Origin of the sequence: Salinisphaera sp. G21_0, from assembly GCF_017744115.1 — a bacterium.
Classification (GTDB): domain Bacteria; phylum Pseudomonadota; class Gammaproteobacteria; order Pseudomonadales; family Endozoicomonadaceae; genus Endozoicomonas.
Window position 1 is genome coordinate 1 of sequence record NZ_JAGHQW010000047.1, and the last position, 13523, is coordinate 13523.

Sequence of the window (13523 nt, forward strand, 5' to 3'; positions counted from 1 at the left end):
GCGCAATACGGGCATAATTAATGGTGTCGTAACTGTAGCGAATGGGTGGCCAGAGCATCCATCCTTTGGGCTCGACCAGTTCTTTGGCAAATTCCTGTCGGTAGTCCATTTCCAGTTCAAACTCTCCGCCAAAGGTGGTTTCCGGATAGGTGACCAGGGTCGGGAAATAGGGGCTGCCGTCATACCAGAGCAGCAGCGGTTTATCGTTAGCAACCACCTCTGCCAGCAGGGTTATGACGAAGAGAATGCTGAATATCCAGAGTGAAATATAGCCCCGGCGATTCAGCTTGAAATTCTGCCAGCGGCGCTGGTTGAGCGGATTAAGTTTGAACCTTGTCATTCCACGTCAGTCCCTGGCTTCGAAGTCAATACGGGGGTCAACGGCGACATAGGTGAGATCACCGAGGAGTTTGATCAGCATACCCAGCAGGGTAAAGATATAAAGAGAGCCAAAAACCACGGGATAATCCCGGTTGATGGCGGCTTCATAGCCAAGCAGTCCGAGCCCATCCAGAGAAAAAATGATTTCAATCAGCAAGGAGCTGGTAAACAGGATGCCTATTAACGCCGCAGGGAAGCCGGAAATTACCAGCAACATGGCATTTCGGAAGATATGGCCATACAGGACTTTTCGGTCATCCAGCCCTTTGGCTCTTGCGGTTTGCACATATTGTTTATGGATTTCATCAAGGAATGAATTCTTGGTGAGCATGGTCAGTGTGGCAAAGCCACTGATGACCATGCAGATGATGGGCAATATCATGTGCCAGATATAGTCTCGTATCTGCCCCAGAAAGCTTAATTCGTCGAAATTGTCCGATACCAGCCCTCGCAGTGGGAAAACGTTCCAGTAACTGCCTCCGGCAAACAGCACGATTAGCAGAATGGCCAGAAGAAAGCTCGGAATCGCATAACCCGTGGTGATCACAGCGCTTGACCAGATATCGAACCGACTGCCGTGTTTCAATGCCTTGCGAATACCCAGCGGAATGGAGATCAGGTAGATGATCAGGGTGCTCCAGAGGCCCAGTGAAATTGAGACCGGCAGTTTCTCCTTAATCAGGTCGACCACTTTGGCGTCGCGGAAAAACGAGTCGCCAAAATCAAAGGTCAGGTAGTTTTTGATCATCTGCACAAACCGCTCATGGGCTGGCTTATCAAAGCCGTACAGTTGCTCGATATCTTTGATCAGTTCCGGGTCAAGACCTCTGCGTCCGCGATATTCTCCGCTCTCATCCAGACTCATCTGTTGGACTTCGGCGTTACCGGAACCTCCGATTCGGCTGATGGCATTGACTTCAAAACCCTCAAGTTTGGCAATCATCTGTTCCACCGGGCCACCGGGAGCGGCCTGAATGATAACAAAGTTCACCAGCATGATTCCGAACAGGGTCGGGATCATCAGGGCAAGTCGGCGCAAGATATAGCTGCTCATGGAGGGTTCCTGTTAACGGTTTTTTCTGCGGTGATAAATCCAGACAGGAATAAGTCCCAGCAATATCAGTGCTGAGTATAACCATGAACTGTCGTTTTCAGCGTTATCGGCTGTCGCCCCGGCATCACCGTTGTTCCGGGATGACTCAGTTGTTGCATCCGGTTGACTGTCGATCCACCAGGTATAAATGTCGGTACTGTACAAAGGTTCTGATTCTGGCCTGATTAATCGGCTGGAATGGGCGATTCGATCATAAGGGTAGTACCACTGGGGAATCAGGTACTCACCCCACAACAGCACCCGGTCCAGCGCTTTTACTGCGGTCGTCAGCTCCTCTCTGCTGGTGGCATCAATCACATGATCAATCATGGCATCCACCACCGGATCTTTGATTCCCATGTAGTTACGGCTGCCTTTGGTGTCTGCCGCTTTACTGCCCCAGAAACCCGTCTGCTCATTACCCGGAGAGGCAGATTGGCCATAGCCGGCAACGATCATGTCATAGTCAAAGTCACGAATACGGTTGATGTATTGGGAGATATCAACGGTTCGGATCTTCAGTTCAATGCCCATTTGTTCCAGATTTTTCTTGAAGGGCAGCGCCACCCGCTCAAGAGAGGGTTGTCCGAGCAGTAACTCAACCTCCAGGGGTTGGCCATTGTTATTGACCAGCTGGTTGTTCTCAAGGGTCCACCCTGCTTTTTTCAATAGCCTCAGTGCTTTTTTCAGTTGCGGCCGGATATTGCCGGAACCATTGGTTACCGGAACGCTATAGGGTCTGGTAAAGAGTTCAGCCGGTAATTGCTTGCGCCAGGGTTCAAGGAGCTTCAGTTCATCGCCTTCTGGAATGCCGGTGGCTTCCATGCCTGAATTGCCAAAATAGCTCTTCGAACGAATGTAGCTGTCATGGAACAGGTTGCGATTCAGCCATTCGAAATCCATGGCATAGCCCATGGCTTTTCGGACCAGGGGATCCTGCAGGAAGTCCCGTCGCAGGTTGAAGGCAAAGCCCTGGATAGGCGCAGGGTTTCGGGTAGGGATGGTGGCCAGAATCAGTTCACCGTTGTGAACCGGGGGTACGTCGTAGGCAGTGGCCCAGTTTTTGGCAATATTTTCATAGCGCAGGTCATATTCGCCAGCTTTCAGTGCCTGCAGGGCAACATGTTCGTCCCGGTAGTAGTCGTAACTGACCTCATCAAAATTATATCGGCCCCTGTTAACGGGTAAGTCTTTGGCCCAGTAATCCTTGACCCGCTGATAGACAATACTCCGGCCGCCATCAACACTTTTAACCTGATAGGGACCACTGCCAAGGGGGATTTGCAGTGAGGCAGAGGAAAAATCATTCTCATCCAGTTCCCAGTAATGTTTAGGGAGCACAGGCAGCTCTGACAGAATAAAAGGCAGTTCACGGTTATTGCTATGTTTGAATGTGAATTTGACCCGACGATCAGCAAGAACGGTGACGGTGTCCACATCGGAATAGTAACTGCGGTAGAAAGGGTGTCCCTGACGGGTCAGCAGTTCAAAGGTGTATTTTACATCGTCAGCAGTGATCCGCTGACCATCATGGAAACGGGCGTCGGGGTTCAGATTAAAGGTAATGCTGCTGTTATCAGAGGCTTTTTCTGCGGACTCGGCGATGAGTGGATAGAGGGAGAAAGGCTCATCACGGCTCTGGGTCATCAATGTGTCATAAATAAGCCCGATACCGCTAACCGGGGTTCCTTTGTTGGTATATGGATTGAGGCTGTCAAAGGTACCACTGGCAGCCATACGAATACTGCCGCCTTTGGGGGCATCCGGATTGACATAATCAAAGTGCGTAAAGGGCTTGCTGCCATATTTCGCTTCACCGTGCAGCACCAGTGACGTTTTAGCGATGACCTCGTGCTCAGACCCGGTTGTATGTCCCGAGGCAGTGGCTGATGACCCGCTGGAATAAGAGAGAGTCACCCCAAGGGTCAGCGCTGCAAGTGTAAGATAACCAGAATTCATGACCATCATAAGCAACCGTTAGTATTTAAGAATCTCTGTGCAGTCTTGTATATAAGTAATCGTTCTAATATAGACTGAACCATGGATGGTTGTTAAGTACCAGTCCTGCTTTGTCAGCATATCAATATTCCCGCCACCAGGTACTTAAGCCATTGTCAAAAGGCGGGGCAAGCTCAGGGTGTTGCAATCCCGGCCAGTAAACCATTGGCCAATAGGGCAGGTACCATTGAGGAATGACCGCGTAGTGCCAGAGTACGATCCGATCAATGGCCCGGGTGTAAAGAGTCAGCTCTTCACGGGTTGTTGCCATGATGGCTTTATCTATCATACGGTCCAGCGAGTCGAGTTTAATGCCGGAAAGGTTTTGTCCCGCGTCACTGTCTGCGCTGGCGCTGCCCCAGAAATTTTTCAACTCGGTACCGGGGGTAATGCCAGGGTAAAAGCCGTGAATGATCATATCAAAATCAAACCTGCGGAGACGATTGATGTACCGCGAGGCATCTACGGTATTGATGCTGGCGGCAATACCCAGTTCCCTGAGATTACGGACGAATGGAATCACAAAACGTTCATGTTCTGGATCAGTCAGCAGAATTTCAAACTTCAGTGGTTGACCATGGGGATCAACAAGCGTTTTGTTTTTGTAGCGATAACCTGCTTCTTTCAGCCATTGGAAGGCCAGTGTCTTGTTGTTTCGCCAGTTGCCTGAACCATCTGTCTGAACCGGCTCCCAGCGATTGGTAAACAGCTCATCAGGAAGCTTATTCTGCCAGGGAGCGAGAATTGTCTTCTCTTTGTCAGAAGGTGGCTTATCAGCCGCAAGGTCTGAGTTAGAGAAAAGGCTGTAGGCCTGATGGTACATCCCAAAAAACAGGTGTTGATTCATCCAGTTGAAATCCAGCGCCTGTGAAATGGCTTTTCTGACTTTTCGACTGGCAAAAACCGGCTTTCTCAGATTGAATACAAACGCTCGCATGCCCAGACTTTTGTTATCTATTTTTTCCTGAATGAATTTTGCCTTACCTGTCTGCGTTGGTTTATAAGCCTGTGACCAGCTTCGGGGATTGGCATCAATGCGGAGGTCGTACTCTCCTTTTTTAAAGGCCTCAAGGGCTATGCTGTCGTCCCGGAAATAGTCGGTTCTGATAAGATCAAAGTTATGTCGACCTTTGTTGACGGCCAGGTCAGCTGCCCAATAATCCGTAACACGTTCATAGGTAACAAAGCGTCCGGGGCTGAACTCTTTTACCCGGTAAGGACCACCGGACAGTGGGGGCTTCAGTGTCGCCTTGAAGAGGTCACGCTCTGGTCGCTGCCAGTAGTGCGCTGGCAGCACCCTGAGTTGAGAGAGTCGAAGGATCAGACTTTTGGCTGGTGGCTCAGAAAAACTGAAACGAACAGACGTTGTCGATATAGCCTCGACATTATCAATGATTCCATAGAGGTGCCTGTAGTGAGGTGGGCCTCGTTTTTTCAGTGATTGGAAGGTATAGACAACATCTTCTGAGGTGATGGCGTGTCCATCATGAAACCGGGCATGAGGATTCAGATGGTATATGACCCACTGAAAATCATCCGGATACTCAATTTGCCGGGCGATCAGGCCATAGACTGAATAGGGTTCATCACCGGCCCTTGCCATCAACGGGTCATAGAGAAAGTAGCTGCCATCAGCCCAGATGCCTTTTGGGGCAAAAGTATTAAACGTATCAAAACTGCCGACAACGCCTTTTCTCAGAGTACCGCCTTTGGGGGCATTGGGGTTGGCATAGCCAAAGTGGGTAAAATTCTCAGGATATTGCAGCGAGTTATGAAAGCTCAGGCCATGAGCTATCGTTGAATTTTTATCGGCAGGGTTTGCGCAGGCATACACAGAGTAGATAAGACTGATAAATAGAAATCCATTTTTCAAAAAGTCAGTCATCCAGCGAGTTCCTTTCAATCAGTCACACTTATTGGTTTTTCTGGTACCACCAGGTACTCAAATCCAGTGCATAGGGCGCAGGATTTTTCGGGTACCTCAATTGCTGTTTGTGGACTATCAGCCAGTGGGGCTGGTACCAAAGTGGCAGTACATAGTGATTCCAGAGAATGATTCTATCCATGGATTTGACCAGCGTTAGCAGTTCCTCCCTGGAGTTGGCCCGGGGTATTTTCTCCGTCAGGCTATCAATGGATTTCAGCTTGATACCGGCAATATTTCTGGAACCGTGCTGGTCAACAGTCGCTGAACCCCATAAGCTGGCCTGCTCTGTGCCGGGTGAGGGCGTGTGGGGAAAGGTGTACAGAACCATATCAAAGTCCTGGTTTCTTAGCCTTTCTACATATTGGGCAGCGTCTACGGTTCTTATATTCAGTCTGATCCCCAGGCTTTCCAAAGTCTTTTGAACTGGAATAAAGATCCGTTCATCTTCAGAAGAGGACAACAGGATTTCAAGCTCCAGCGGTTTGCCGTTTTGGTTCACCAGCTGGTTGTTGTTGATGGTCCAGCCGCTCTGCTTTAACAGCGATAGCGCTTTTCTTTTGCGATCCCGGCGGGTCATCCGGGGCTCATCTCCCGGTGGAATCCATGCCTGATCCAATGCTTGTTCCGGAATTTCATGTTTCCATACTGAGAGCAGTTCTGTTTCCTGTTGAGAGGGTTTTCCCGAAGCCCCCAGTTCTGTCCCGGCAAAAACGCTGTCTGCCCGATGGTACATACCATGGAATAAGTGTCGATTGATCCAGTCAAACTCAACGGCATATCCCAGTGCTTCTCTGACACCCGGCTCTGATAGAATCTCTCTTCTGGTGTTGTAGGTGATGGTTAATGTCTGCGGGTTACGATTGCTTAAAGATGTGCGAATCAATTGGTTTTTTTTCAGTGATTCATCCCGTATCTGGTCATGCCAGACGCGAGGATCGCTGATGGCTTTGAAATCGTATTCTCCTTTCTGCAAGGCTTCTAAAAGGACATGGCTGTTTCGATAATACTCGTATTGAATGCGATCAAAATTGTTTCTTCCCCGGTTAACGGGCAGATCTTTCCCCCAGTAGTTTTCGACCCTGGCAAAGGTTATTGAGCGTCCTGGCTCTATTTTCACAGGTTTATAGGGGCCACTGCTGACAGGAATCTCCATACCGGGAGAAGAGAAATCACGGTTTGCCCAATAGTGTTTCGGTAGAATGGGCATTTGCCCAAGAATCAATGGCAGTTCCCGATTATTGCTATGCCTGAACACAAAAAGTACTCTGTGGCTGCTGGTGGCTTCTACCTTCTCGACATCCTGATAGAACTGTTTATAAAACGTTGACCCTTTTTCCCGGAGCAGGTCAAAACTGAATTTAACATCATAAGCAGTGACGGGGTGGCCATCATGGAATCGGGCCGCCGGGTTTATGGCAAAGGAGACCCAGGTATTATCAGGGGCAAGTTCTATACCCTCGGCAATCAGGCCATATTTGGTCAGGGGCTCATCCCAGGATCTGGCCAGCAGCGTATCATACATCATATGGCTGCCAGCCGCGGCTGTGCCACGATCAATATAAGGGATAAGGCTGTCAAAATGACCAATAACGCCCTGTTTCAGCTCACCACCTTTTGGTGCATCGGGATTAACATAGTTAAAGTGCCGAAAGCTCTCAGCATACCCGGGCTCACCATAAAGGCTGATGGCGTGTCTTAACCTGCTGTTCTGGTCTGCAGCAGATAGCATTGGACTGATACTCAAGACACAGATGATCAGCGGTGTTGTTAATCTGAAGACGGTAAACCCCATAGCCGTAATCCCGATGTCTGCTCTTAAAGACTTATCTTATTTTTGGGAGAGATGATCAAAGATCAGGACCTTCCAGCAAAAAAGCTATCAGGATAGCATCTGCCGGAAAGGTGGGGGTGTCAGAAGCTGCGGGTTACATTGACAAATAATGTGACCTGCTGGCCGGGGTGAATGAATTTGCCATTCATATCGCTGTTCCAATCCCTGATCTGGGCGACATTCACATTAAACTTTGAGGCAATTTTGGCCAGGGAGTCACCGGAACGGACTTTGTAGTGTACCTTTCTCACAACCGCATTTTGTGAATCCTGTTTCTTCCAGACCACCAGCTTCTGATTAATTCGCAGTGTATCTTTGGGAGACATATTGTTCCAACGAGCCAGCTCGCTAACACCAACATCGTACTTTTGGGCAATCGTCCAGAAGCTGTCGCCAGACTTTACCAGATACTCAACTTTGTAACGGCCATTCACCGAACGATCTTGCTTTGCTGCAAGGCGCTGGCTGGCACTGAGTGTGTAACTTTCTGCTGTTTTCGCGGCTACCGGGATCATCAGGCCCTGACCAATACGGATAATGGTTCCGCTGAGTTTATTGGCCTCGGTAATGACATTGACACTGGTCCGGTATTTCATGGCAATGGTACTCAGGGTGTCACCGGCACTCACTGTGTAGCGATCCCATTTTACCCGTTTCTCCGGCGGCAGGCTTGCCAGCTGAGTCCGGAAATGTTCAGCATGAGTGACTGGGACTACCAGGTGGTGAGGACCTTCCGGTGGCGTTGACCAGCGGTTCAGCCCGGGGTTGAGTCGGTAGAGTTCTTCCAATTCGACACCCGACAGTTTGGCTGCCTTGGCCATATCCAGCTGACCACTGGTATCTACCTTGGCGAAGTAGGGCTTATTGGGGATTTTGTTCAACCGGACGCCATGTTTGGATGGGTTTCGAACCACTTTGCCAAGGGCGATCAGTTTCGGGACATAGGCCGTGGTTTCCCTGGGAAGATCAAGTGCCCAGAAACGGGTAGATTTACCGAGCTTTTTGTTTTTCCGAACAGCCCGATGTACCCGGCCGGGGCCAGAGTTAAACGCTGCCAGTGCCAGCTCCCAGTCGCCAAATCTATTGTACAGGGTTTGCATATAGTCCAGTGCTGCACGGGTAGAATGTACCACATCCCGGCGACCGTCATACCACCAGTTCTGATCGAGGCCGTAGTGTTTACCTGTTGCCGGCATAAACTGCCAGAGCCCTGAAGCACCTGCATGAGAGTAGGCGAAGGGATCGAAGCTGCTCTCCACAATGGGCATCAGAGCCAGTTCCAGGGGAACATTTCTCGCTTCCGCTTCTTTGACAATAAAATAGAGGTAGGGCTCTGAACGTTTGGAAATCTGGCTGAAGTAAGACTTGTGACGTTTATACCAGTTCAGTTCCGCCTGGATTCGCGGGTTATTCTGGTCAAGATCCATTGCCAGGCCTGACTGAATGCGAACCCACAGGTCGTCGATGACCACCGGTTCTTTTTTTTCAGGCGTTATCTTCTCCGGTGTTGTGACCTCCACTTTTTCCACAGAAGGCTTTTCAACAATTGGCCTGGTTTCTTTCTTGACGGTGGATGCCGAAGATGAGGGCGAGTTACTCACCAGCTGACAACCAGTCAGAAACAGCGAAAGGGCCAGCGTTGGCAGAGTCCGTCGGGGTGGGCCAAAAATAAACGGCTGGCCTGTTAAGTAGGGGGCTTTGGTCATATATAGGGTTCTGAGTATTATCAGTTCATTATTTTACCACTATCAAAAATTATCCTTCCATGCTCGGATTACCCTTAGAACATCAACGGGGCTGGCACTTGAGGACGGATCCCTGTCAGAGGCGGCTTGAATAACTTCCGGTTGGTCTGATCTCAGGAACGGATTTGTGTCCAATTCCTTTCTCAGGGTTGAGGGCACAGTAGGCCGGTTTTCAGAGCGTAACTCAGCAACTTGCATAACCTGTTCCTGTAGCTTCCGGTTATTTGGCTCCACTGCCCGGGCAAATTTGAGATTGGCCTGAGTGTATTCATGAGCACAGTAAATCCGTGTATGGCCGGGGAGCGAAGCCAGACGGGACAGACTGCTGTACATCTGTTCTGCCGTCCCTTCAAATAATCGGCCGCAACCACCAACAAATAGAGTGTCTCCACAAAAAAGCGCTGGATTTTCATCGTCGCCGAAATCGGTAAAGTAAGCAATATGGTCCAGTGTGTGGCCGGGAGTGGCCAGAATTTTAAACTGGCAGGTGCTGAGCTCAACCGTATCATTATCACGCAAAGGGTGGGTGATTCCCTTGATGCTCGGGTTATCAGGACCGTAAACCGGAATATTTCTGTTGCGGGTCAGTTCAGCGACTCCGCCAGTATGATCAAAGTGGTGGTGGGTGATGAGAATGCCCACCAGATTGAGTCCATGATGATTCAGTGCCTGTTCAACCGGCCTGGCATCACCGGGATCAACCACAAAAACATCCCGGCTATCCTGCGAATGAAACATCCAGATGTAGTTGTCATTAAATGCGGGGATTGGAGATATAATCAGCATCGCCTTAAATGTCCTTTCTGTCATCCCTGTAATCATCATTGATGTGTTGCACAGGGAAGATTAGTTTTGAGCCTGTATGGGCGTTGAAGATGTTATAGCCGATATCTGCTGATGTCATAGAATAATATTTTCTGTATAAACTCGGTCTTAACGAGGTTAACATGAAGAGGCCTGATGATGAAAAGTGTCTGAGACCCGATCAGGTGTGAAACAAGTATTGACTGTTTATTGGTACAATAATTTGCATGATTCGACGATTTCGGAAAAGGACCAAAAGCAGTTTCTCTGACCGTATTGGAGGCTTGCGCCGCTGGCTCGATACCGACTCAGGAAGGTTACTGGTTGACTATGAAAAAAGTCTGCTGGAACGAGAGTTAGGTACCATCTTTGGTTTCCATGCGGGGCAATACTCTGCCTCCTGGCATAAAGATCTGATGTTCAGCAGTCCGGTAAGAAGACAGTTTATCCTCGGTTCCAGCCATCTTGCCGATTGCCCGAGACCACAGGTGATGGCTGATCCCCATTACTGGCCAGTGTCACCGGGAAGCCTGGATCTTGTTCTGTTGCAACACACGCTGGAAATTGCCGACAGCCCACATCGTTTGCTCAGTGAGGCGGCGAATACCATTATACCGGACGGTAAGCTGATAATTATTGGCTTCAACCCCTACAGCATGACCAATATTGTCCGGTGGTGTGTGCCAGGTCAGCGTCGTCTACTCAGGGATGCGCATTTTATTTCGACCTCAAGGTTGAAAGACTGGCTTGCCCTGCTCAATTTCAATGTGGAAAGAATCGTTTATGGTGGCTATGTTCAACCGCTGAAACGTTTCTTTACCGGTTTGCGTGGTGATCTGATTGAAGAAAGGCTGGAACAACTTCAGTTACCGGTTGGTGGCTTTTATATGATGATTGCCACCCGCGAAACCCCCGGCCTGACCCCGGTAAGAAAAGTGTGGTCCGATGTGCGCAGGCGTTTTGTCGGTCAGCCATTGACCCGCCCCAGTGCTGGTAGAACCAGTTCCGTGAAAGTAAACAAAGACTGGAGTTCTTTTGAGTCAGACAGTTGAAATTTTTACCGATGGTGCCTGTAAAGGAAACCCCGGGCCTGGAGGCTGGGGGGTGTTACTCCGTTACGGCACTGTAGAGAAAGAGCTTTTTGGCGGTGAACCCGAAACCACCAATAACCGGATGGAACTTATGGCGGCGATAGAAGGGCTCAAGGCTCTTAAACGGCCCTGTTCAATTATTCTTACTACCGACTCCCAGTATGTCCGTAAAGGTATCACTGAATGGATGACCGGCTGGAAACGGAAAAACTGGAAAACAGCGGCTGGTCAGCCAGTGAAGAATCAGGATCTCTGGCAGCTGCTGGATCAACAGAATCAACGACACGATATCGACTGGCGATGGATCAAAGGTCATGCCGGTCATCGGGAAAATGAAATTGCTGACCGGCTGGCCTGTAAGGGTGCGGAAGCTTTCAAGAAGTAGACAGCCTCCTGGTCAATATTTGAGAACCGTTAACTATGCGACAGATCATTCTTGATACAGAAACCACCGGTATTGACCCTAAACAAGGGCACAGAGTTATTGAAATAGGCTGCGTGGAGATGATTGACCGGAAGCTCACCGGTAACCATTACCACGTTTATATCAACCCGCAGCGTGTGGTAGAGCAGGAAGCCATCGAAGTCCACGGCATTACCAATGAATTTCTGGCCGATAAGCCGGTTTTCAGTGCCATTGCTGATGAATTTCTCGAGTTTATTCGCGGAGCCGAGCTAGTTATTCATAACGCAGCGTTTGATGTTGGTTTTATCAACCACGAGTTTTCCCTGTTACGTCGAGGGTTTCCCAATGTAGAAGGTTGTTGTGGTGTGCTTGATACCCTGGCCCTTGCCAGGAAAAAGCATCCGGGACAGAAAAATAACCTGGATGCTTTATGTAAGCGCTACTTTATTGATAACTCTTCGAGAACCCTGCATGGCGCGTTGTTGGACTCCGAGATTCTTGCGGAAGTCTACCTTGCCATGACCGGCGGGCAGACGGCTCTTTCCCTGGTAAGCAGTGATGATGGCGCTGGTGATTCGGAAGAGGGCGGTAGTACTATCCGGCGACTGGCTGCTGGCAGGCCAGCACTGAGAGTCATCTCTGTCAGTGATACTGAGTTGCAAAACCATCAGAACAAGCTGGAACAGATTCAAAAACAGTCGGGTAACTGCCTGTGGCTTGCTAACGATTAGTTCATAATTTTAATGTGTCTAATCTCCGTTCACCCTGAGAGTCCTTTATTTGCTCAGGATGCATGGACGAAGGGTGACTGGCACTGTCTTCAGGGTATGGAAAGGAATCAAGGAGTTTACTTTGCCACTGAATCATGATCTTACCGATGTGATGGATGTGAACTATTCACCTTTGCAAGGCCTGCAACCTGAACTCATTGGCCAGTGCTGGCTGGTACTGTTTGAAGGGCAGGTTGTTTTAAATGACGAAAGCACCGGAGAAAACTTCCTCTGGTACAGTCTCGACAAGTTTCAGCTGGCCATCAAACAACAGGCGATAGTCACCGGCTATCTTCATGGCAAGGCAGTAGGGATTGTTGAACTCTCAAGCCTCACTGTTGAAACAGGTACTATAAGCATCAGGGCCTTACTGTCTGGGTCAGACTCAACGGTTTACAGTTTCCTTAGCCATGGCCTGCAGATCCTGACTTCACGCAGGGAACATGCCTTTTGTGGCTGTTGTGGTCATCAGATGCAGGAAAAAGTCGGAGAGTGGGCAATGGCTTGCACCCAATGTGGGCACCATGCCTATCCAAGGATTTCTCCCTGTGTCATTGTTCTGGTGACACGGGGGGAGGAAATGCTGCTGGTCCGACATCATCGCCATGGCAAAAATTCAACCATGCATACGCTGGTGGCAGGTTTTGTAGAGCCCGGGGAGAGTGCTGAAGAGGCTGTGCATCGTGAGGTACTTGAGGAAACAGGCCTCACGCTGGGCAAACTCCATTACTGTTTCAGTCAGAGCTGGCCTTTTCCCCATTCATTGATGATGGGGTTTCATGGGGAATACAAAAGTGGTGAGCTTGTCCTCGAAGAAAAAGAACTCAGCTTTGGCGACTGGTTTCATCGGGATAATCCGCCAGAGCTGCCACCGGGTTTTACTATAGCCAGAAAGCTGGTGGATTTGTTTGTTTGATATTATCCAATCATATTTAATAATTTTCAAAAAATAACCCTGAAATATCTCCAACAAAGTTAATCATCAGGTGAAGCCTGTCGACCAGAAGGATCTCCGAGAATAGCGGGGGTATTTGCCTGACAAGAGTGGGTTTTCAGACCAATTTCGATTTGTTTATCTTTACCAATTGCCAAACCTGTTACCTAAAGAGTCGAGGACCAGGTTTCCATCAGGTACCTGACCTCCCTGTGGGGTTGCAATCAGCACAAAGCCGTCGGAACAGGCGAAAGCATCTCCGACAGCTCCACAGGCTGCACTGATTGAATACCAGGCATCTTCCGATATAAATGGGTTGACTCCCAGGCCAAGATTCCTTAAATCGGCGGTATATTGATGGTTATCGAGGAAAAACTGCTCCTGTCTTCCAGCAATATCCAGCAGTGCTGTCTGTCCTTCGGCCCGGCGACCATCCTGTATAAAGGCCTGGTAGTTTGGCAGGGCAATAGAGGCCAGTATGCCGACAATAACAACGGCGATAATTAACTCGATAAGCGTAAAGCCTGAGGTGTTTTCCATGTT

Annotated in this window: 11 protein-coding genes and 1 pseudogene; 4 read left to right on the forward strand and 8 right to left on the reverse strand. The window is 49.3% G+C overall.

Annotated elements, in window-relative coordinates:
• The 7 genes and pseudogenes from J7439_RS19155 to gloB all read right to left on the reverse strand — a co-directional run.
• A pseudogene (locus tag J7439_RS19155) lies at nucleotides 1-340 on the reverse strand (ABC transporter permease); the annotation flags it as partial.
• Between the two features lie 6 nt (nucleotides 341-346).
• Complete coding sequence (locus J7439_RS19160; RefSeq protein WP_209203558.1) at nucleotides 347-1435, reverse strand: microcin C ABC transporter permease YejB; 1089 nt, start codon at nucleotides 1433-1435, stop codon at nucleotides 347-349.
• Between the two features lie 12 nt (nucleotides 1436-1447).
• Entirely contained in the window at nucleotides 1448-3433 is a 1986-nt protein-coding gene (locus J7439_RS19165) for an extracellular solute-binding protein (protein ID WP_209203559.1), read from the reverse strand.
• A 121-nt stretch (nucleotides 3434-3554) separates the two neighbouring features.
• Nucleotides 3555-5357 carry an extracellular solute-binding protein gene (locus tag J7439_RS19170; RefSeq protein WP_209203560.1) on the reverse strand — a complete coding sequence of 601 codons (1803 nt, stop codon included), beginning with the start codon at nucleotides 5355-5357 and terminating at the stop codon, nucleotides 3555-3557.
• 28 nt (nucleotides 5358-5385) lie between these two features.
• Nucleotides 5386-7191, reverse strand: a complete 1806-nt coding sequence (locus tag J7439_RS19175) for an extracellular solute-binding protein (protein WP_209203561.1) — start codon at nucleotides 7189-7191, stop codon at nucleotides 5386-5388.
• Nucleotides 7192-7310: 119 nt separating this feature from the next.
• Nucleotides 7311-8936 carry a lytic transglycosylase gene (locus tag J7439_RS19180; protein ID WP_209203562.1) on the reverse strand — a complete coding sequence of 542 codons (1626 nt, stop codon included), beginning with the start codon at nucleotides 8934-8936 and terminating at the stop codon, nucleotides 7311-7313.
• Nucleotides 8937-8978: 42 nt separating this feature from the next.
• A complete protein-coding gene (gene gloB / locus J7439_RS19185) occupies nucleotides 8979-9761 on the reverse strand; it encodes a hydroxyacylglutathione hydrolase (RefSeq protein ID WP_209203563.1) in 783 nt (260 codons plus the stop codon).
• Nucleotides 9762-10006: 245 nt separating this feature from the next.
• Between gloB and J7439_RS19190 the strand changes: the two genes are divergently transcribed.
• The 4 genes from J7439_RS19190 (at nucleotide 10007) to nudC (ending at nucleotide 12962) form a co-directional block, all read left to right on the forward strand.
• Entirely contained in the window at nucleotides 10007-10831 is an 825-nt protein-coding gene (locus tag J7439_RS19190) for a methyltransferase domain-containing protein (protein WP_209203564.1), read from the forward strand.
• Nucleotides 10815-11255 (forward strand): ribonuclease HI, encoded by a 441-nt coding sequence (gene rnhA / locus J7439_RS19195; protein WP_101745800.1) that lies wholly within the window; start codon nucleotides 10815-10817, stop codon nucleotides 11253-11255. Before J7439_RS19190 ends, rnhA begins: the two co-directional genes overlap by 17 nt.
• 35 nt (nucleotides 11256-11290) lie before the next feature.
• Nucleotides 11291-12007, forward strand: coding sequence for a DNA polymerase III subunit epsilon (gene dnaQ / locus J7439_RS19200; protein WP_209203565.1), 717 nt, complete (start codon nucleotides 11291-11293; stop codon nucleotides 12005-12007).
• Between the two features lie 121 nt (nucleotides 12008-12128).
• Nucleotides 12129-12962 carry an NAD(+) diphosphatase gene (nudC, locus tag J7439_RS19205; protein ID WP_209203566.1) on the forward strand — a complete coding sequence of 278 codons (834 nt, stop codon included), beginning with the start codon at nucleotides 12129-12131 and terminating at the stop codon, nucleotides 12960-12962.
• Between the two features lie 162 nt (nucleotides 12963-13124).
• On the opposite strand, the gene J7439_RS19210 is transcribed toward nudC, so the two are convergent.
• Nucleotides 13125-13520, reverse strand: a complete 396-nt coding sequence (locus J7439_RS19210) for a type IV pilin protein (protein ID WP_209203567.1) — start codon at nucleotides 13518-13520, stop codon at nucleotides 13125-13127.
• Nucleotides 13521-13523 lie beyond the last annotated feature (3 nt).